The 19,890-nt window shown below is 69.9% G+C and carries 15 protein-coding genes; 8 read left to right on the top strand and 7 right to left on the bottom strand.

Annotated elements, in window-relative coordinates:
- Positions 1 to 21: 21 nt before the first annotated feature.
- Entirely contained in the window at positions 22 to 2,580 is a 2,559-nt protein-coding gene (locus ACOFKX_RS03140; protein ID WP_419825635.1) for a TonB-dependent receptor, read from the bottom strand.
- A 275-nt stretch (positions 2,581 to 2,855) separates the two neighbouring features.
- Entirely contained in the window at positions 2,856 to 4,991 is a 2,136-nt protein-coding gene (locus ACOFKX_RS03135; protein WP_419825634.1) for a TonB-dependent siderophore receptor, read from the bottom strand.
- Between the two features lie 100 nt (positions 4,992 to 5,091).
- Between ACOFKX_RS03135 and ACOFKX_RS03130 the strand changes: the two genes are divergently transcribed.
- Positions 5,092 to 5,778: an extensin family protein gene (locus ACOFKX_RS03130; protein WP_419825633.1), complete on the top strand. Its 687-nt coding sequence runs from the start codon at positions 5,092 to 5,094 to the stop codon at positions 5,776 to 5,778.
- Between the two features lie 44 nt (positions 5,779 to 5,822).
- Positions 5,823 to 6,710, top strand: a complete 888-nt coding sequence (locus ACOFKX_RS03125; RefSeq protein ID WP_419825632.1) for an LOG family protein — start codon at positions 5,823 to 5,825, stop codon at positions 6,708 to 6,710.
- A 16-nt stretch (positions 6,711 to 6,726) separates the two neighbouring features.
- On the opposite strand, the gene ACOFKX_RS03120 is transcribed toward ACOFKX_RS03125, so the two are convergent.
- Positions 6,727 to 7,623 carry a c-type cytochrome gene (locus tag ACOFKX_RS03120; protein WP_419825631.1) on the bottom strand — a complete coding sequence of 299 codons (897 nt, stop codon included), beginning with the start codon at positions 7,621 to 7,623 and terminating at the stop codon, positions 6,727 to 6,729.
- 83 nt (positions 7,624 to 7,706) lie between these two features.
- Here ACOFKX_RS03120 and ACOFKX_RS03115 point away from each other — a divergent pair, with 83 nt between their 5' ends.
- Positions 7,707 to 8,600 (top strand): prephenate dehydratase, encoded by an 894-nt coding sequence (locus tag ACOFKX_RS03115; RefSeq protein ID WP_419825630.1) that lies wholly within the window; start codon positions 7,707 to 7,709, stop codon positions 8,598 to 8,600.
- A 109-nt stretch (positions 8,601 to 8,709) separates the two neighbouring features.
- Here the strand turns inward: ACOFKX_RS03115 and nudC are convergent, their stop codons facing one another.
- Positions 8,710 to 9,591: an NAD(+) diphosphatase gene (gene nudC / locus ACOFKX_RS03110; RefSeq protein ID WP_419825629.1), complete on the bottom strand. Its 882-nt coding sequence runs from the start codon at positions 9,589 to 9,591 to the stop codon at positions 8,710 to 8,712.
- On the bottom strand, positions 9,588 to 10,646 hold the full coding sequence (gene mutY / locus ACOFKX_RS03105) for an A/G-specific adenine glycosylase (protein ID WP_419825628.1): 1,059 nt from the start codon (positions 10,644 to 10,646) through the stop codon (positions 9,588 to 9,590). Before mutY ends, nudC begins: the two co-directional genes overlap by 4 nt.
- A 26-nt stretch (positions 10,647 to 10,672) precedes the next feature.
- On the opposite strand from mutY, the gene ACOFKX_RS03100 reads away from it, so the two are divergent.
- From ACOFKX_RS03100 to ACOFKX_RS03080, 5 genes are read left to right on the top strand one after another with little or no spacing between them, the layout of a single operon-like run.
- Positions 10,673 to 11,233 (top strand): DUF721 domain-containing protein, encoded by a 561-nt coding sequence (locus ACOFKX_RS03100; RefSeq protein WP_419825627.1) that lies wholly within the window; start codon positions 10,673 to 10,675, stop codon positions 11,231 to 11,233.
- A gap of 5 nt (positions 11,234 to 11,238) precedes the next feature.
- Complete coding sequence (locus tag ACOFKX_RS03095) at positions 11,239 to 11,940, top strand: DsbA family protein (protein WP_419825626.1); 702 nt, start codon at positions 11,239 to 11,241, stop codon at positions 11,938 to 11,940.
- Positions 11,941 to 11,963: 23 nt separating this feature from the next.
- Positions 11,964 to 12,704: a thioredoxin domain-containing protein gene (locus ACOFKX_RS03090; RefSeq protein WP_419825625.1), complete on the top strand. Its 741-nt coding sequence runs from the start codon at positions 11,964 to 11,966 to the stop codon at positions 12,702 to 12,704.
- Between the two features lie 25 nt (positions 12,705 to 12,729).
- Positions 12,730 to 16,131: a chromosome segregation SMC family protein gene (locus ACOFKX_RS03085; protein WP_419825624.1), complete on the top strand. Its 3,402-nt coding sequence runs from the start codon at positions 12,730 to 12,732 to the stop codon at positions 16,129 to 16,131.
- 33 nt (positions 16,132 to 16,164) lie between these two features.
- On the top strand, positions 16,165 to 17,019 hold the full coding sequence (locus tag ACOFKX_RS03080; protein ID WP_419825623.1) for an aldo/keto reductase: 855 nt from the start codon (positions 16,165 to 16,167) through the stop codon (positions 17,017 to 17,019).
- A 4-nt stretch (positions 17,020 to 17,023) separates the two neighbouring features.
- On the opposite strand, the gene ACOFKX_RS03075 is transcribed toward ACOFKX_RS03080, so the two are convergent.
- Complete coding sequence (locus ACOFKX_RS03075) at positions 17,024 to 18,433, bottom strand: UdgX family uracil-DNA binding protein (protein ID WP_419825622.1); 1,410 nt, start codon at positions 18,431 to 18,433, stop codon at positions 17,024 to 17,026.
- Positions 18,434 to 18,623: 190 nt separating this feature from the next.
- Positions 18,624 to 19,880, bottom strand: coding sequence for a putative DNA modification/repair radical SAM protein (locus tag ACOFKX_RS03070; RefSeq protein ID WP_419825621.1), 1,257 nt, complete (start codon positions 19,878 to 19,880; stop codon positions 18,624 to 18,626).
- Positions 19,881 to 19,890 lie beyond the last annotated feature (10 nt).

Here is a 19,890-nt window from a genome sequence, read left to right as displayed (position 1 = left end):
TGTGCCCCGCCCCTGTCAGCCTCAGAACTTGACGGTGACCTCGCCGCCGAAGGTGCGCGGCGCGTTGAAGTTGCCATAGTCGCCGAGCACGTTGTTGATGCTGCCGGTGATCGCGCTGGTGGTCGGCGAGCCGGGCAGGCTGTTCGACGGATCGCGGCGGTAGACATACTGCTTGTTGAACAGGTTGCGCACCCACATCGACGCGGTCACGTGGCTGCGCCCGCCGCCGATCGCGATGTCCGCGAGCGACAGGCGGGCGTTGACGATGAACGAGGAGTCGGCCTTGGTGCCGAACTGGTCGAACGTCTGCGTCGCCTGCGCGTAGTTGCCGTCGATGTGGAAGCGGAGCTGCGTATCGGCGCCCACCATCGGCATCGGCAGCGAGTAGTCGATCGCGCCGCTCGCCGCATTGCGCGGGGTGAACACGATGTAGAAGCGCTGGAGGACGGTGGTGGCGATGCCGCCGGCGGTGACCGTGATCGGCACCAGCGGGATCCTGGTGTAGGTATAGGCGTAGGATCCGCTCAGCGTCAGCCGATCGATCGGGCGCAGCGACAGCTCGGCCTCGACGCCCCTGATCTTGGTAGTGCCGTCGGCATTGATCGTGACCAGGTTGTTGAAGCTGCCCGTCGTGGTCGTCTGGATCGAGCTAATATCGACCTGGCTGTCGTCGCGGTCCATGATGTAGCCCGCAAGGTTGATGCGTCCGCGGTGATCCCAGAAATCGGCCTTCATGCCGATCTCGTAGGAGCGTACGTCCTCGGGATCGAACGCCTGGTAGTTGGACGTGCGCGAGCTGGCACCGCCGGAGCGGTAGCCGGTCGCGTATTTGGCGTAGACGTGAACGTCGCTGTTCACGTCGTAGGCGAGCGTAACCATTGGGTTGAAGCGATGCCAACTCTCGTCGAGCCGCTGATAGCCGTTGGCCGCGGCGACGTCCGGGCGGAGCACGTAGTTGACGTTGCGCGAGGTGAGGAGGTCGCCCTCCTTCTTGTCCCAGGTGTAGCGTCCGCCCGCAGTTAGGTGGATTTCGTCGGTCGCGTTCCACGTCACCTGGCCATAGGCGGCGTAGCTGCGCGACCGGACGCGCGAGGCGCGGTCCGTCGAGCGGCACGATCGGATCGAGCCGAAGCCACCTGAGCCGGTGCACGGATCGAGGACGACATACTGGTAGCCGCCGGTCTGCCCGGGGGTGGTGTAGCCCCGGATCGCGACGGAGTTGGGCGTCGCCGCATCGTCGTGGACGCGCTCGTTATAGTAATAGAGGCCCGCGACATAGTCGAAGCGGCTGATCGTCCCGACGGCTTGCAGCTCCTGGCTGAACTGGTTCTGGTTGAGCCCTGCAAGGCTGTAGCGACTGAAGTTGCAGCCGGTGCCGGTGCAGCCGGGCGCCACCACCGGTACGCGGTGCGCGCCGCCGCTATTGTCCCACTGCTCGACGTTGACGCCGCGCCATGCGGTGATCGAGCGCAGTTCGATCTCGCGCGCGAGCTTCCACTTCAGGATGTTGGTGAAGCCGTGCGTCTTGTCGACGCTGGGCTGCTGCGGCACGCCGATGTCCGCGACGGACATGCGATCATTGCCCTCGACGACCACGCCCGGCAGCACCGGCTTCACCGTGCCGGTGAGCGTCGTGTAAGCGGTGCCCGGCAGCACGCAATTGGACGACGCCGCCTGTGGGCCGGCGGCGCAACTGTTCGGATTGAAATTCAGGAGCTGGCTGTAGAAGGGCGAGTTCGAGTCCCGCGCGTAGTCGAACGAGAAGTCGTTGGTGATGCTATCCGTCGGCTTCCAGCGCACCGCCGCGCGAACGCCTTTGCGGGTATAATAGTTGAAGCCCGTCTGATCCTCGAGCGGGTTCTTCGTGGTGGCGTCCTGATGCTGGATCACGCCGTCCAGTTTCACGCTGAAGCCTGCGACTTCAGGCAGATCGAGGTGGACCTCGCCGTTGCGCGAGCCGTAGTTGCCGACGCCGCCAGTGACGCGGCCCTCGAACCTGCCGCTCGGCGCCTTGCTGACGATGCTGAGCGCGCCGCCCTCGGTGTTGCGGCCGAACAGCGTGCCTTGCGGGCCCTTGAGCACCTCGATCCGCTCGACGTCGAACAGCGAGGCGTTGAGGCCGTGCTGACGGCCGAGATAGACGCCATCGAGATAGATGCCGACGCCCTGCTCGCGCGCGGGCTGGTTGGCGTCGAGCGGAACTATGCCGCGGATGCCGATAGTGAGCGCGCTCTGGCGCGCCTCGAAGGTTGCCACGCGCAGGCCCGGCACGGCGCCGTCGCCGAAATCGAGCAGGCTCTGGATGTGGCGGTCCTTCAGCGCCTGATTATTCACCACAGAGATCGCGATCGGCGTGCTCTGGAGGTTGGTCTCGCGCTTGGTTGCGGTGACGACGATCTCCTCCAGGCCGCGGCCGGCCGTCGGCGATGGAGTCGCCTCGGCACCCGATGCCACGCCGGCGTCGGGCGCCGGGGTGGTGGCGTTGGTCTCCTCGGGCGTCGGCGTGGTCTGCGCGGCGACCGGTACGGCGCACGCGAACGGAAGAACGGCGGCAAGCGCCGTCGCGGCCTTGAGCTTCATGATGTTGCACCCCTGGCGGCGGTTGGTCCGCCGTTGGGCGGGGGCTAGTCACGGCGAACTACAATCCGGCGGCGATTCGGTGACAACTTCGTGACGCACCGTGACGTAACATGTCTCGCGGATGACAAGCGGTTCATGTCTCCATGGGCTTGATGTCAAGCCTACTCAGCGCGCGCTGGGCGGTAGCGCGGTAGAACAGGCCGACGTCCGCCTCCTCACCTGGACGACGACCGAGCAAGAACGGACCGGGCGGCGTGGTGCCATTCGCCGGCGGATCAGAACTTGTAGCCGATCGTGCCCTGCACCGTGCGTCGCGCACCGTACCAACACCAGTTATAGTTGACGTAGCAACCCGTCAGGTGGCGCTTGTTGGTGAGGTTCTTGGCGTTGACGGCGACCTGCACGCCGGTAAGCCGGTTGCTGAACGCGCCGAGATCGTAGCGGGCGAGTGCGTCGAAGAGCGTGTAGGCGGGCGTGTCCTCGCTGCCATAGGCGTAGATGCGGTCGACATGCCGTACTCCGCCACCGATCGCGAAGCCTTGCAGCGGGCCTGAGGGCGGCGCCCACTCGATATTGCCCGTGACGCCGCCGCGCCCGACGGTCTCGGGCCCATGGCCCACGCGCACGGGATCGGCATCTTCGAGGATCTTTACGCTCTGGCGGCTGAACGAGAACAGCGCGTTGAAGCCGTGCGGCAGCGGCGCCCTGGCCTCCACCTCCACGCCGCGCGAGCGGACCTTGCCCGATTGCGTCGAGAGGAAGGTTACCGGATCCGACGTCAGGACGTTCGTCTGTTTGATGTGGAAGTAGGCGGCGGTCAGCAGAATCTGCGTGTTCGGTACCTGATATTTAACGCCTCCCTCTATCTGCCTTCCAAGCGAAGGCTTGGCCAGCGTCCCGTCGACGAGCGTCGCCGCCTGTGGTTGAAACGAGGTTGAGTAGGAGAGGTAGGGCGCGATACCGAGACCGGTCCTGTAGAGCGCGCCGACGCGATAGGTGAACTTATCGTCGTGCTGGATGGGACCGCCATTCTCCGACCTTGCCCAATCGTGACGGCCGCTAAGCGTCAGGCGCAGGCCGGCCAACGCGATCTGGTCCTGCGCGTAGACGCTCTGCTGGCGCTGGCGAGTGACGGTTCTGCCGAGAAAGCCGTCGGGCACTTGGTCGGGCGTGCGCGGCGTCGGCATCGTGCCGTAGATAGGATCGTAGCCGTCGATCGGCGTCGCCGACCCGAAGCCATACCGCTCGTTGAAGTGCAGCACCTGCCGGTCCGCGCCGAACAGCAGGTCATGCGTCAGCGGCCCGGTAGCGACCCGGCCGCTGAGCTGATTGTCGTAGACCCAACTGTTGTTGCTCTCGTCCGTCGAGTAGGAGGCGCGGGCGTACATGGTCGAAGGCGTCGCCGTTGGATCGATCGCGGCGCCTTGCACGTAGACGATGCCGAGCCGGCTTTTCACATACTGGTAACGCCCCGAGGTCTTGAACGCCCATCCGCCGCCGAAATCATGGCGGAAGATGTAGGTAATACCGGCCTGTTTGCGCTTGAAGAAGTCGTCGGGCTCACCATCGTAGAAGTCGGGCGCTATCTTCATATTCCCGGCGGCGGGATTGCCGATGAGCGTGCCGAGCGCGGGAAAGACGCCGTAGTTGCCGTTGCGCGGATCGTGCGAGTAGTTGGCGAGCATCGTGAAGCTGGTCGGTGTGCCGTTGCCGAGCGTCATCGCGGCGGAGATCGTCTGCCGGCGGCGCGTGCCGTACCGCTGCTGATCGTGCGAGCCGTTCACGCTGCCGTAGACGCGCCACAGCGCCATGTCCGAGAAGCGGCCGCCGACGTCGCCATCGACACGGTAGAGGTCGAAGGAACCGTAGGTCGCCGCGAGCGAACCGTAGATGCCACAATCCAGCGGCATCTTACTGTCCTGCACGACGAGGCCGCCCGGACCGGACCGGCCGTAGAGCGCGGAAGACGGGCCCTTGATGATCTCGACGCGGTCCAGGCGAGAAATGTCGGCCTGCGCGGCGGCGTAGCCAGTGCCGTCATTCTGCAGGACGTAATAAAGCCCGTCGAGGAACACGGGTGCCACGAACCCGCGCAGTGTAAACAGATCATAGACGTCCGCAGATGCGCCACGCTGGTCCGGCGTGACTCCGGCGACGTAGCGCAACGCCTCGTTAAGGTTCTGGAGACCCAAGCCGACGATCTCGTTCGAGCCGATGACGCTGATAGACTGCGGCGTCTCCGCCAGAGCAGTCGCGGTCTTGGTACTGGCGGACGCCATAGTGTCGAGCTTGGCGCCGGTGACGACGATGACGTCGGCGTCTTTGGCCGCGCTAGTCACGGCCCATGCCGGCGCGGCGAGGCCTGCGCCGCATAGCAGCGTCGCGACCTGTGAAATGCGATTGCGAACCATTGTCACCCCCTGGAGTGGCACTATCGCGACACATTATCATTATCAAGCGGTAGAGCGACTTTCTCGCGATCGATAGTTCCTCGCGTGCTAGTGCCGGATAATGCGCAGCTCCGCCTTTCTCCTGCCGATCGCGCTCGCCTCTTGCGTCCCGGCGGCGCGGGCGCCGCGCCGTGCGCCGGTGCCGCCGCGGCGTGCCGGACCGCAATCGGCCGTGCCGCCATCGTCCCCCTACCAGCGGCCCGTGGTGGACGAGCAGGCGCGGCGTGCGTGCCTTGCGCGGCTCTCGGCGGACGGCGCACGGTTCCAGCCGCTGCCGGATCGGTTCTACACCGATCAATGCTGGGCGCTGGCGGCGGTGCGGCTCGACAATATCGGCATGCCCGTCACCAATCTCGGCCAGATGACGTGCGAGCTTGCCGACTCGCTCACCCGCTGGACGCGCGATGCGACGCAGAAGGCCGCCGTCGCCTGGCTCGACGCGCCGGTGATCCGCATCGAGAGCTTCGGCACCTACTCCTGCCGGCCGATCAACAACGTGCCCGGAGCGCGACTATCTGAACATGGCCACGCCAATGCGGTCGACATATCTGGCTTCGTTCTGGCGAACGGACGCCGCATCACCGTGCTCGCCGATTGGAACGGGCCGGACCCCTATGCGCGCAACTTTCTGCGCGCCGTCCACGATGCCGGTTGCCGTCGCTTCAACGTCGTGCTCGGCCCCGATGCCAACGCGCTCCACCGCAACCACTTCCATTTCGATATGGGGCCGGGCCGCGCCTGCCGGTGAGCGCCGTCTCGCAACCGATGCGGGGGCGGGGTAGGGCAACGGACATGGACAGCAAGCGACAGAACCGCCGGCCAGCCGTGCCCGGCCGCGTCTTCCCCGACGCGCGACAGGACGCCGCCGTCGCGCGCGAGGCGAAGCCCAGCCCGCAGACCACTGATCCCGCCTATCGTCTGGCTTTTCAGGACGAGGACTTCCTGCTGCGGGAAGACCTGCGCCCCGTTCGCTTCCAGCTCGAGCTGCTGAAGACCCAGCTCGTGCTCGACGAGGCGGGGGTGGCCTCCACCTTCGTCTTCTACGGCTCGGCGCGCATCCCGGAGCCGGAGCGTGCGGCGATGCTGACCGAAGCGGCGCGTACGCAAGATCAGGCGCGCGTCGCGGGCAATCTGGCGTCGCTGTCGCGCTACTACGAGGAGGCGCGCGCGCTGGCGCGGATCGCGAGCGGGGTGCCGGCGGAGAGCGACGGGCGGCGCCAGTTCGTCGTCTGCTCGGGCGGGGGGCCGGCGATCATGGAGGCTGCCAACCGTGGCGCCGCCGACGTCGGAGCCGAGTCGATCGGCCTCAACATCGTGCTGCCGCACGAGCAGTCGCCCAACCCCTATGTCACGCCGCGCCTGTCGCTACGCTTCCACTACTTCGCGCTGAGGAAGATGCACTTCCTGCTCCACGCGCGCGCGGTGGCGGTGTTCCCCGGCGGCTTCGGCACGCTCGACGAGCTGTTCGAGCTGCTAACGCTCGTCCAGACGGGCAAGATGCGGCCGCTGCCGATCCTGCTCTATGGCGGCGAATTCTGGCGGACGGTGGTCGATTGGCAGGCGCTCGCCGAGAACGGCGTAATTTCGCCACAGGATCTCGAGCTGTTCCGCTTCTGCGAAACGGCCGAGGAGGGATGGAGGGTCGTCTCGGATTATTGGGAGCTGGACGCGGCGGTCTGACCGTGCCCGCCCGAACCTATTTCTTGCGGTTCTCGGAGGTTCCGGCGAGCGCCTTCGCGCCCTCGCCGCCGACCGTGCCGTGTGGGTTGCCCCCGGCGGCCGCCTGGCCCTCGGTTGGCACGGGAACCGTCTTGGCGCCCTCGCCGGTGGTGTTCTCGCCGGGCTTGGCGCCGGCCGCCGTGCCCGCCGCGACCGCCGCCTTGGCGTCGCCGCCCGGCCCCGTCTTGGCGGCGTCGCCGCCACCGGCCGGGGCCGCACCCGCCGCCGGCGCGGCCGGCAGCGGCTTAGGCGCGTCGCTCTGCGTGTTGAGGTAGGCGATAACGTCGGCGCGGTCCTGCGGGTTGGAGAGGCCCGCGAAGGTCATCTTGGTGCCGGGCGCGTAGGCCTTGGGGCTCTTCAGCCAGGCGAACAGCTCGTCGAACGTCCATGGTCCGGACTTGCCCTTGAGCGCGTCCGAGTAGGCGAAGCCCGCTTCAGACGCCACCGGCCGGCCGACCACGTCCCAGAGCTGCGGCCCGATCTGGTTGGGGCCGCCCTTCTGGTCGGAGTGGCAGGCGCCGCACTTCTTGAACACCTCGGCGCCCTTCGCCGGATCGCCCTTGGAGACGTAGAAGGCGGCCGGCTGCTCGGCGACGGCGGCGTCGCCACCGCTCTCCTGCTCGACACCCTCGACCGTGTAGCCCATCTTCTCGGGTCGCTCCGACTTGAAATACTCGCCCGAGACGAGCGACGCGCCAAGCGCGACGATCCCGGCGAACAGCACCCAGCCCGCGATCGTGTTGGTGCGGTCTCCGACACCTTCGGACACGCGGTCGCCGTCCCTGAACTCACCACCCGTCGGATCGGACATGCCCGCGAAGCTCCCCAAGCCCGTCGATCGGGCGCGATAGGGCACGCCGGCCGGGCGCCCCAAGTGACGCGTTCCCATAGGAAAGGGGCGGGGGCTTCGCAAGCGCGCTTGGCGTCGTGCCGTCGCGCGCCTAACCGAGTGGCGCCATGCAGACCTACCCCGCTCCCGCCGCTCGGCTCGTCGCCGCGATGCACGCGGCCGCCGCCGCCGAGCCACGTCGCGCGGTGGCGTTCCAGGGCGCGCCCGGCGCCAACAGCCACATCGCCGTCGGCGAGGCGTTCCCGGGCGGGCTGCCGCTGCCCTGCTTCGGCTTCGAGGACGCGATCGAGGCGGTGACGAGCGGCCGCGCCGACTGCGCGCTGATCCCCATCGAGAACTCGCTTCACGGCCGCGTCGCGGACATGCACTTCCTGCTGCCCGAGAGCGGCCTCGTCATTACGGGCGAGCATTTCCTCGGCATCCGCCACTGCCTGATCGGCACCGGCCCGGCCGAGGCGGTGCGCGAGGCGATGAGTCATCCCCAGGCGCTCGGCCAGGCGCGGCACTGGCTGCGCGAGCGCGGCATACGCGCGATTCCCTATGCCGACACGGCCGCCGCCGTCGCGGAGCTGGTCGCGATCGGCGCGCCCGCTCACGTCGCGGCGCTAGCGCCGGCGCTCGCCGCCGAGATCTACGGGCTGCCGGTGCTGAAGGAAGGGATTGCGGACGAGGCAGGCAACACCACGCGCTTCCTGACGCTCGCGCGCGCCGCGCCGGAACGCGATCTCTCCGGCCCGTGCATGACGACGCTGATGTTCGCGGTGAAGAACGTCCCGGCCGCGCTCTACAAGGCGATGGGCGGCTTTGCGACCAACGGCATCAACATTACAAAGCTCGAGAGCTATCAGCGCGGCGGCGCCTTTCAGGCGAGCGAATTCTTCTGTGACGTCGAAGGGCATCCTGACGACCAGCCGCTCGCCCGCGCGATCGAAGAGCTGGCCTTCCACTCGCGGTGGGTGCGCCGGCTCGGCACCTATCCGCGTGCCCGATCGCGAGGGTGACGTGGCGGAGCTGGCCCCGCTTGCGATCGGCGACGGCGCGAAGAGGGCGGAGCGACGGGGCTGAGGCGTGGCTTCGCGGACGCCTGCGAGGAGCGGCGCGCCCGGCCGCTCAGCCGTCCTCGTCGAGCCAGCGCGCGAACAGCGTGTACGCGATGGCGTAGGGCGGCGGCGGCAGGAACGGGGCGTCGGATTCTCCCGCCAAGGCGGCGGCGATGCCGGCGCGGTCCACCCAGATCGCATTTTCCAGCTCGGTATCATCGAGCGTGATCGCGTCGTGCTCGACGCGCGCGACGCAGGCGATCATCAGCTGCGAGGGGAATGGCCAGGGTTGCGAGGCGACGTAGCGGACCGACGTGGCGGCCACCCCCGCTTCCTCGTGAAGCTCGCGCGAGACCGCCTCCTCGATCGACTCGCCGGGTTCGAGGAAACCCGCCAGCGCCGAGTAGCGGCCCGGCGGGAAGCCGGGCTGCCGACCCACCAGCACGCGCGCTCGCGATCCCTCGCCATGCTCGGCGAGCATGATGACGACCGGGTCCGTGCGCGGGAAATGCTCGGCGCGGCACTTGCCGCAGGCGCGGCCCCAGCCCGCGCGGAACAGGCCCGTGCCGCTGCCGCAATTCGCGCAGAAGCGATGCCGCGCGTGCCAATCGACGAGGCTGCGCGCGGCCGCCCAGGTCGCCGCATCTTCGGCACGGAGTGCGGCCACGGCCTCGAACAGGCCGGGCGGGCGCGACAGCGCGTTCACGCCCGGCGCCAGCGCCACGAAGGTCGGCGCGCCGTCGAGCAGACCGAGCAACGCGAGTTCGACGCCGGGCGGCGCCTCCGCCAGAGCTGTGATGCGCAGCCGATCACCGTCGCGCACCGGCGCGAGCCCGTCGAGCACGAGCAGACCGGCGGCGGGATCGCGGCGCATCGTCGCGACCCGTTCGGGATCGTGCCGCGCCGCGTCCGCGCGATCGAGTGGCGAGCCGGTGAAGCCGGGTGTGATCATGCGGCGATAGCGTCCTTCTCGGCAGTCACGAGCGCAGCGGCGCGCGCGTAGAGGGTGGGAAGACCGGCTTCCCCGAGCTGATCGATCGGCCACCACTCGCCGGCGACATCGATCGGTTCGTCGCTCCGCGCCTCGGCGGCGCGCACCGCGAGCGTCAGGGCGAAGTGGGTGAAGACGTGCTCGACCGCGCCGAGGCCGCGCCAGCGCGCGGACACCGGTGGCGCCTCTTCGGCCGCTTCTCCCCATGCGCCGCCGGGCAGCGCGCGCATCCCGCCCAACATGCCCCGTGCCGGGCGGCGGACGAGGAGGACGTGGCCGTCCCGCTCCAGCCAATAGGCGATGCCGTGCCGGCGGGGCCTGGCACGCTTGACGGCCCTGACCGGGAACACGTCCGGCGCGCCGCTTGCCCGACCTGCGCAGCCGCGCGCGACCGGGCAGAGCAAGCAACGCGGCGCGCGGGGCGTGCAGATGGTGGCGCCCAGGTCCATCATCGCCTGCGCGAAGTCGCCGGCGCGTTCGCCGGGTGTGATCGTCTCGGCCAGCGCCGCGAGCCGACGACGCGCGACGGGCATCGGCAGCTCCACCGCGAACAACCGTGCGACGACGCGCTCGACATTGGCGTCGACGACGACGGTGCGGCACCCGAATGCGATCGCGGCCACCGCAGCCGCCGTGTAGCGGCCGACGCCGGGTAGCGCGCGCAGGCCGTCCTCGCTTGAGGGAAAGTGGCCGCCATGATCCCGAACCACGGTTCGCGCGCAGGCGATCAGGTTGCGCGCCCGCGCGTAGTAGCCGAGCCCCGCCCAGGCCGCCATCAGCTCGCCCTCGTCCGCCGCCGCCAGCGACGCCACCGTTGGCCAGCGCGTGGTGAAGCGTGCGAAATAGGGGATCACGGCGGCGACGGTCGTCTGCTGGAGCATCACCTCGGACAGCCAAACGCGGTACGGATCGGGCGGCGTCCCGTCGCCGGGCGGCGTTCGCCACGGCAGCGTGCGGGCGTGCGCGTCGTACCAGCCGAGCAGGGCCGCTTGCATCTCCGGGGCATCGACGGGCATGGCCCGCCTATGGCATGGGATGGGGAATGACGGAACGGTCGACACGCAAGCCAGGGGCGAAGCCCGCCGCGCGTCGCGCGCCGCGCGACGCTGCGGCCGAGCCGACGCGTTCCGGCCGGGCACGCGCGGTGGCCGAGATCGTGCCGGACGTCGGTCGCGCCGCCTTTCGTCGCTTCGGCTTCGTCCAATCCTCGGTGGTGAGCCGCTGGCCCGAGATCGTCGGCCCTCGCTACGCCGGCGTCTCCAGCCCCGAATCGATCCGCTTTCCGCGCGGGGGAACAGGCGAGGGCGTGCTCACGCTAGTCGTCGACGGCGCGCGCGCGGTGATGATCCAGCACGTGGCGCCCGAGCTGATCGAGCGGGTCAACCGGTTCTTCGGCTACCCCGCGGTGGCGCGCATCCAGATCCGCCAGTCCGCCGCCGTCGCGCGGCCGACGCCGCGCGCTCGGCCGGCACCCTCTACGCCGCGTCCCGCGGCCGAAATCGGCGACAGCCTACGCGGCATCGGCGATCCCGAGCTGCGCGCCGTGCTCGAGTCGCTCGCGGCCGGCCTGTCCTTCACCGGCGTGCCGCGCCTCTCGGAATGATTATGATGCTGCGTGCCGCCTTCGCGTCTCTCTTGCTCGTGGTCGTCACGCCCGCGATCGCCGCGCCGCCGCGTGCGGCTCGCGCCCCGCAGGATTGGACTCGCACCGTCGTGCAGACGCCGGAGGGCGGTATCCGGATCGGCAACCCGAGGGCCAGGTCGCAGCTCGTCGAGTATGGCTCCTTCACCTGTCCGCATTGCGGCGCCTTCGCGCGCGAGGCGTTCCAGCCGATCATCGATCGCTACGTGCGCACGGGCAGGCTCGCCTTCGAGTTCCGGATCGCGCTCCGCGACAAGGCCGATCTGGTCGCAGCGCTCACCGCGCGCTGCGCTGGCCCGGGGCGTTTCTTCGGCACGGCGGAGGGGCTGTTCGCCACGCAGCAGGAGTGGTTCAATCGCGCGGTCGCCTATGATCAGAAGCAGCCGCAGCCGCCCGCGACGGCCGATCTGGCGGCGGTGATCGGCGGGCTGGCCGACGGTTCGGGCATCGCCGCCATCGGCATCAGGCACGGCATCGCGCGGCCGCAACTGCAACGCTGCTATGCCGACGCGAGCCTGCGCGGCACCTTGTCCAAGGCCGCCGAGGATGCGTGGAACGTGCGCCAGATTGGCGGCACGCCGGCCTTCTACCTGAACGGCGACAAGCTCGACGGCGTCTACGGCTGGTCCGCGCTGGAGCCGCAGCTGCGCGCCGCCACCCACGGCTGAGATTTACGAAACCGGAGTATCGCATGCGTCCCTCACTTATCCTGGCCATCGCCTTGCCGGCGCTGGCGCTCGCCGGCTGCAACAAGAAGGAGGAGGCCGGCACCACCGCCGCCTCGCCGGTCGCCGCTGGCCCCACCGTTGCCGCGCCTTCGGGGGGCTGGGAGGAGCAGGTTGCCGCGACGCCGGAGGGAGGCATCCGCATGGGCAACCCCGATGCGCGGGGGAAGCTCGTCGAGTATGCGTCCTACACCTGCCCGCACTGCGCCGCCTTCGACCAGGAGGGGCTGGCCGAGATTCGTCGCTACGTCGGCACCGGCAAGCTCAGCTACGAGCTGCGACCGTTCGTGCGCGACCCCTATGATCTCACGGCCGCGCTGATCGCCCGATGCGGCGGGCCGCAGCCCTTCTTCAGGCTCACCGACCAGATCTACGCGCAGCAGCAGGAGTGGATCGGCAACGTCCAGAATATGACGCCCGCCGACCAGAAGCGTATCCAGTCGTTGCCGCAGGCGCAGCAGTTCCAGGCGCTCGCCCGCGCGATGGGGCTGAACGCGTTCGCGGGCCAGCGTGGCATCCCGAAGGCCAAGGCGGACCAGTGTCTCTCGGATCAGGCGCAGCAGGACAGGCTCGTCCAGATCCGCAACGACGCGCAGACCAAATACCAGATCGAGGGTACGCCGACCTTCCTGATGAATGGCGACGTCATCGGCTCCTACGAATGGGCGGGGCTGAAGCCCAAGCTCGTCGCCGCGATGGGCGGCTGACGGGCGCGCCGGCGGGCACGCAGCCATGCGCATCCGCCGGCTGAAGCTCACCGGCTTCAAGAGCTTTGTCGATCCCGCCGAGCTGGTGATCGAGCCAGGGCTGACCGGCGTCGTCGGCCCCAATGGATGCGGCAAGTCCAACCTCCTTGAGGCGATCCGCTGGGTCATGGGGGAGGGATCGCCCAAGTCGCTGCGCGGCGGCGGCATGGAGGACGTAATCTTCGCCGGAACCGAGTGCCGCCCGGCGCGCGACTTCGCCGAGGTATTTATGCTGGTGGAGCGCGACGGCCGCGAGGCGGAGGTGGTGCGCAGGATCGAGCGCGGCGCGGGCTCCGCCTATCGCATCGACGGCGGCGACGTCCGTCAGAAGGACGTGGCGCTGCTCTTCGCTGACGCCGCCACCGGCGCGCACTCGCCGGCGCTCGTCAGCCAAGGCCGAATTGGCGCGATCATTGCCGCGCGCCCCGTGGAGCGCCGCGCGATGCTGGAGGAGGCCGCCGGCATCGCCGGCCTCCACGTGCGCCGCCGTGACGCCGAGCAGCGCCTGCGCGCCACGGAGGCCAATCTCGAACGGCTCGACACCATCCTCGCCGACATGGAGACGCGCAGCGGTGCGCTCCGCCGTCAGGCCCGCGCGGCGGAGCGTTATCGGCTGCTCTCGGCCGACATCCGGCTCGCCGAGGCGCGGCTGATCTGGGCACGCTGGCGGGACGCGGCGGCCGCCGCCGACGCCGCCCGGAAGGACGCCGCTGCCGCTGCCGCGACCGTCGCCGAGGCGACGACGGCGCAAGCCACCGCGCAGCAGGCAAGCAGCGAGGCCGCCGAACGTGCGGCGACCGCCCGGCGCGCCGCCGAGGCCGCGCGCGAGGAGGCGTCGGCGGCCGGTCACCACTTCCGCGCGCTGGACGTCGAACGCGCGGCGCTCGACCGCCGACTCGTGGAGGTTGCGGCCCTTGTCGCCACGCTGGAGCGCGACCGGGCGCGAGAAGGCGCGCTCGCCGAGGATGCGGCGCAGGCGCTCTCGCGTCTTGACGTGGAGGTGGAGGCGCTGACAGGCCGTGTTCAAGAGGCGGGAGCGGCTCGTCCGCAACTCGTCGAGCGGCTCCGCGTGGCAGACGAGCACTCGCGCGACGCCGAGGTGGCGCTGGCGCGCGGGTCGGCGGCGGAAGCGGCGGAGCAGGCCGACGGGCGCATCGCCACCGCCGCACTCGTCTCCGCTCGACGGCGCCTCGCGCGGGCCGAGGAGGAGACGGCGCGAGTCGCGCGCGAGGCGGACGCGCTCGGCGACGATGCGGCGCCGCGTCGATCGCTTGCCGACGCGGAGCGGGCGCGAGCCGACGCGGCGCACGCCGCGTCGGAGGCCATGGCGACGCTGGCCCGTGCCGAAGCGTCGCGCGAGACGGCCGATGCGGCGCGCGCGACGACGCAGGCCGGCGTCGCCGAGATGCGCGCCGCGCTCGCCTCGTTGGAGGCGGAGCGTGACGCGCTCGCCCGTTCGCTGCCCGCGCGATCCGCCACAGGTCGCGCGCTTGACCTGCTGCGTGTCGCTTCCGGTTACGAACGCGCACTCGCCGCCGCGCTTGGCGACGATCTCGACGCGCCGGTCGCGGAGGCGGGTGTGCTGCGCTGGGCGGGCACGTCAGCGGCCGACGATCCGCCGTTGCCGCCGGGATGCGAACCGCTCGCGGCCCAGGTCCAGGCTCCGGCCGCACTGGCGCGGCGGCTGGCGCAGGTCGGCGTCGTCGAGCGGGATGACGGCGTATCGCTGGCGGCGGGGCAGCGGCTGGTGACGCGAGACGGCCGGCTGCGGCGCTGGGACGGCCTGATCGCCGAGGATCGTGGCGCCGCGACGGCGCAGGGGCTGGTGCGTCGCAACCGCATGGCCGAACTCGACGCGCTTCTACCAGTCGCGCGCGCCGGCCGGGCGCAGGCGGAGGCGGCCGCACGAGAGGCGGCGGCCGCAATGGCAATTGCGGCCGAGAGCGCCCGATCGGCGCGCTCTGCGCTCGGGGCGGCGGATGCGCACGGTCGCCAGGCATCGGTCGCGGAGGACAGGGCGCGGCTCGCACTGGAACGCCTGGGTGCCCGCAGCGAGGAGATCGCCGCGCGCGCCGCGCGCGCGCGCGAGGAGCGCGATGCGGCAGAAGCCGAAGCCGAACGGGCGGTGGCGGCGGTGGCGGCGCTACCGGACGCGAGCGCGACATCCTCGCGCGTCGCGGCGGCGCGCACGGATGCCGCCGCGGCCCGCGAGGTGGCGGGAGCGCTCAAACTCGATCTCGCCACGCTTGATCGGGCAGTGGCCGTCGATCGCGAGCGGCGCGAGGCGGCGCTAGGCGAGGCGCGGAGCTGGCGCGCACGAGCCGGCGACGCCGCTCGCCGCATAGCCGAGATAGCGGAGCGGGCGGAGGCGACGCGGCGCGAGGCCACGACGCTTGCCGAGGCGCCTGCCCAGCTCGACGCAGCGATCGCCGAGGCGCGCGCCCTGCTGGATCGCGTCGGCGAAGCGGTGACTCATGCGGCCGATGCGGAGGCTGCCGCCACTGCGCGGCTCAAGGCTGCCGAGACGCGGCTCGCCGCCGTCAACGAGGCGGTCACAATGGCGCGCGAGGTGCGTGCGACCGCCGCCGCGCGCGTGGAAAACCAGGAGATGCGGCGGGTGGAGATGGGGCGCATCTCGGGCGAACGCTTCCAGTGCCCGGCGGCCGTGCTGCCCGCCACCGCCGGCTTCGACGCCGTCACGGTAAAAGAGGTCCCGGCCGAATCCGCGCGCTTCGACCGGCTGAGCGCCGACCGTGAGCGGCTCGGTCCCGTCAACCTCGTCGCCGAGACCGAACTCGCCGCGCTCGAGCGGGACCGTACCGGCCAGGCGAGAGAGCGCGACGAACTCGCCCAGGCGGTGCACCAGCTTCGCGGCTCGATCGGCAGCCTCAACCGTGAGGGCCGGCAGCGGCTCGTCGCCGCGTTCGAGGCGGTGGATGGCCATTTCCAGCGCCTCTTCTCGCGGTTGTTCGGTGGCGGCGAGGCGCATCTGGCGCTGATCGACTCGGACGATCCGCTGGAGGCGGGCCTTGAGATCATGGCGCAGCCGCCGGGCAAGAAGCTCGCTTCCCTGACCCTGCTCTCAGGCGGCGAGCAGGCGCTGACCGCCTGCGCGCTGATCTTCGCGCTGTTCCTGACCGCGCCCGCGCCGATCTGCGTGCTCGACGAGGTCGACGCGCCGCTCGACGATGCCAATATCGAGCGGTTCTGCGACATGCTCGACCAAATGACGGCGGAGACCGACACCCGCTATCTCGTCGTCACGCACAACGCCGTCACCATGGCGCGGATGCACCGCCTGTTCGGCGTGACGATGGTCGAGCGCGGCGTGTCGCGGCTGGTCTCGGTGGATCTCGGCGGCGCGGAGCACCTGCTCGCCGCCGAGTGAGGCACCTTCCGCGCGTCCGCGTGTTCACGGGCCATGGACACCACCTACGCCCCAATCGAACAGTCCCTCGTCCGCCTCTCCGACGGGCATATGATGCCGCAGCTCGGCTACGGCCTGTGGACGGTCGATCCGGCGAGGACGGGCGAGCTCGTCGCCGACGCGATCCGCGCGGGCTATCGCTCGATCGACACCGCCGCCTATTACCGCAACGAGGCCGGCGTGGGGGAAGGCATCCGCGCCGTGGGTGAGGTGTCGCGCGACGAGCTGTTCGTCACCACCAAGCTGCGCAACGACGAGCATGACTTCGACGCCGCGCTGCGCGCCTTCGACACCAGCCTGGGCACGCTCGGGCTCGACCATGTCGACCTCTACCTGATCCACTGGCCGGTGCCGAGCGCGGGCCAGTTCGTCGGGGCGTGGAAGGCGCTCGTCCGGCTCCAGGAGGAGGGGCGGGCGCGATCGATCGGCGTCTCCAACTTCCGCGAGGAGGATCTGGAGCGCATCATCGACGATACCGGCGTCAAGCCCGCGCTCAACCAGATCGAGCTGCACCCGCGTTTCCAGCGCATCGAGCTGCGCGCGTGGATGGACGAGAATGGCATCGCCACTGAGAGCTGGAGTCCGCTCGGCCAGGCCAGGATCCTCGACGACGCGACGATCGGGCGCATCGCCAAGAAGCACGGGCGCAGCCCGGCGCAGGTGGTGATCCGCTGGCATCTCGATCAGGGCGTCATCACCATTCCGCGCGCCACGACGCGGAGCCATATGGTCGACAATCTCTCGGTCGGCGGCTTCTCGCTCGACGAGGAGGACATGGTCGTGCTCGCCGCGCTCGACGATGCCGAGGGGCGGATCGGCCCCGATCCCTCGACCTTCTTGGCGCCGTGACGCTCTAACCCGCCAGCTCCGCCACGCGCGCGCCGATGCGGCGGAGGTCGTCGACGAAGCGCGCATACTCCTCCGCCTTGCGATCCACCTCGGGAATGCGGAGCAGGAAGCTCGGGTGCACCGTCACCCAGCACTCGGAGCCGTCCGCCAGCGCCATCGGCGCACCCCGCGAGCGCGAGATCGTCATCGTCCGGCCGAACAGCGATTGCGCGGCGGTGGCACCCAGCGCGACGGTGAGCTTGGGCGCCACGATGTCGCGCTCCTGCTCGATCCACCAGCGGCACGCCTCGATCTCGCCCGTGCCCGGCTTGGAGTGGATGCGTCGCTTGCCGCGCGGCTCGAACTTGAAATGCTTGACGGCATTGGTGACGTAGGTGGTCGCGCGATCGACGCCGGCCTCGCCGAGCGCGCGATCGAAGAGCTGGCCGGCCGGCCCCACGAAAGGACGGCCGGCGAGATCCTCCTGGTCGCCCGGCTGCTCGCCGACGAACATCAGCGGCGCGGTCGCCGGCCCCTCGCCGAACACGGTCTGCGTCGCGGGCTTCCACAGCGGGCAGCGCCTGCACGACGCCGCCTCCTCGCGCAGCGCGTCGATCGCGAGTTGGCTGTTGCCGCCGGGAACCGCCTTCACCTGCGCGTCCAAGATCATCTCCCGCTCGCGTGCCTGCGCGCCCGCGATCAGCCCAGGCACCAACGCGGTCTCGGGCATGTTTTTCCAGTATTTCCTGGGCATCTCGCGCAGCATCGATCCCGTCTTCAACCGCGCCGGATTGAAGATCGAGGCATAGTAGGTCTTCCACACCGCCTCGGCGGGATCGTCCTGCGGCGCGTCGGCCTTCATGCAGCCCGGCCCCTCGGTGAGCGCGTTGCCGTCCCAGTGGATCGACAGCTCGGGCGTCAGGATAGACCAGCGCATCGTGGCGAACCGGCGAACGAAGAAACCGGCATTGTGGCGGACGATATGATGTTCCGGCTCAAACCAGGCGACGAAGCGCTCGGTGCCGTCCTCCTCGGTGACGCTGCGGAAGCGGACGAAGGCGCGCATCTTGTGGATGTCGCGCCTGACCGCCTTGGCCATCTCCTCGCAGCGCCGCACGAGCGCATCGGCGCGATCCTCGATCAGCCTGGGCTGATGGCGCAGCCGCGCGAGCAGCGCGTGGAGGAGCGCGAAACGCTGCGGATCGCTGTGCAGCGCCACCTCCTCGGCAAGCGCCACGAAGCCGCGCGACACCGAGAAGGCGGGGGCGTCGGCGGGCGGCGGCGGCGTCGTGTCAGCCGACGCGAAGAGATCCTGCGCGGTGTCGCCCACCTGCCACGACACGCTCTCGGGCGGCACTTCGGCGAGAACGAGCGCGCGCGCGGCGGTGCGCCAGCCGTCGAAATCGTCCTCGGCTTCGAGGCGGATGGTGGTCATCGCGGGCGCCCGAGTCGGTACGGCGAAGTTGACGAAGTTGACGCTGCGTGGGGGGTCGCGCACTCCTCCGCCGAGCCGCGCGCATCGCGATACGACTGGATCCGGCATAAGATGATCGGCATGCCGGGAACGGTGGCACGCCAATTCCAACTCGAGAAGAGTCTCCGCGCGCGCGCTGCAGCCGGCGGCCTCACGCGGCGAACAGCTCCATCTGCTCCACCTTGGGTGGGCGCGCGGGCGGGGCGATCGGCTCGGCGCGATCGGCGAGCGCCACGGGTCGCCAATCCTCCGCGATCAGGAACGGCCTGATCTTGGCAATCGAGCGGGTGAGCCGCGCGATGTCGTCGAGCCGTAGCCGCCGCCAGCGTCGCGCCGCAACGATACCGTCGACCGCCTTCACGCCGAGGCCGGGCACGCGCAGCAGTATCTCGCGCGGGGCGCGGTTGACGTCGACCGGGAAGGCGTCGCGGAAGCGTAGCGCCCAGGCAAGCTTGGGATCGATATCGAGTGGCAGCATGCCCGTCGCAGGGTCGGCCGCCGCCGCCACCTCGGCGGGCGAGAAATCGTAGAAGCGCAGCATCCAGTCGGACTGGTAGAGGCGATGCTCGCGCATCAGCGGCGGCCGCTTGAGCGGCAGCACCGCGCTCGCATCCGGGATCGGGCTGAACGCGGAATAATAAACGCGGCGGAGCGCGAAGCGATCATAGAGGCCGCTCGCTCGCGCCACGATGTCGCGATCGGTGGCGGCATCCGCCCCGACGATCATCTGCGTGGATTGCCCGGCGGGCGCGAACATCGGCGCCGAACGGTAGCGCTTTCGGGCATCGCGCCCATCCTCGATCGCGCCCTTCAGCCCGCGCATCGCACCTTCGATGCGCGGCGCAGACTTCTCGGGGGCGAGCCGGGCGAGGCCGGTCTCAGTCGGCAGCTCGACGTTGATCGACAGGCGATCGGCGTGACGGCCGGCCGCCTCCAGCAGCAGCGGATCGGCGTCCGGGATGGTCTTGAGGTGGATGTAGCCGCGGAACTGGTGATCCTCGCGCAGGCTCCGCGCCACCTCGACGATCTGCTCCATCGTGTAGTCGGGCGATCGAATAATGCCCGAAGAGAGGAACAGCCCCTCGATATAGTTGCGCTTGTAGAAGTCGAGCGTGAGGCGGACGACCTCGTCGGGCGTGAAGCGCGCACGCCGCACGTTGGAGCTCTTGCGGTTAATGCAATAATGACAGTCGAAGATGCAGCTGTTGGTCAGCAGGATCTTGAGCAGCGAAATGCAGCGCCCGTCGGGCGCGTAGGCGTGGCAAATGCCCATGCCCTCAGTCGATCCGAGCCCGGCCGACTTGCCGGCGCTCGATCGTTTCGCTGTCCCTGAAGACGCGCAAGACGCATCGTACTTCGCCGCATCGGCGAGGATCGCGAGCTTCGCGCGCAAATCAAGCTGAGCCATCCGTTCAATC

Source organism: Sphingomonas sp. (genome assembly GCF_965200105.1).
Taxonomy (GTDB): domain Bacteria; phylum Pseudomonadota; class Alphaproteobacteria; order Sphingomonadales; family Sphingomonadaceae; genus Solisphingomonas.
This window is presented reverse-complemented; position numbering and strand designations above follow the sequence as displayed.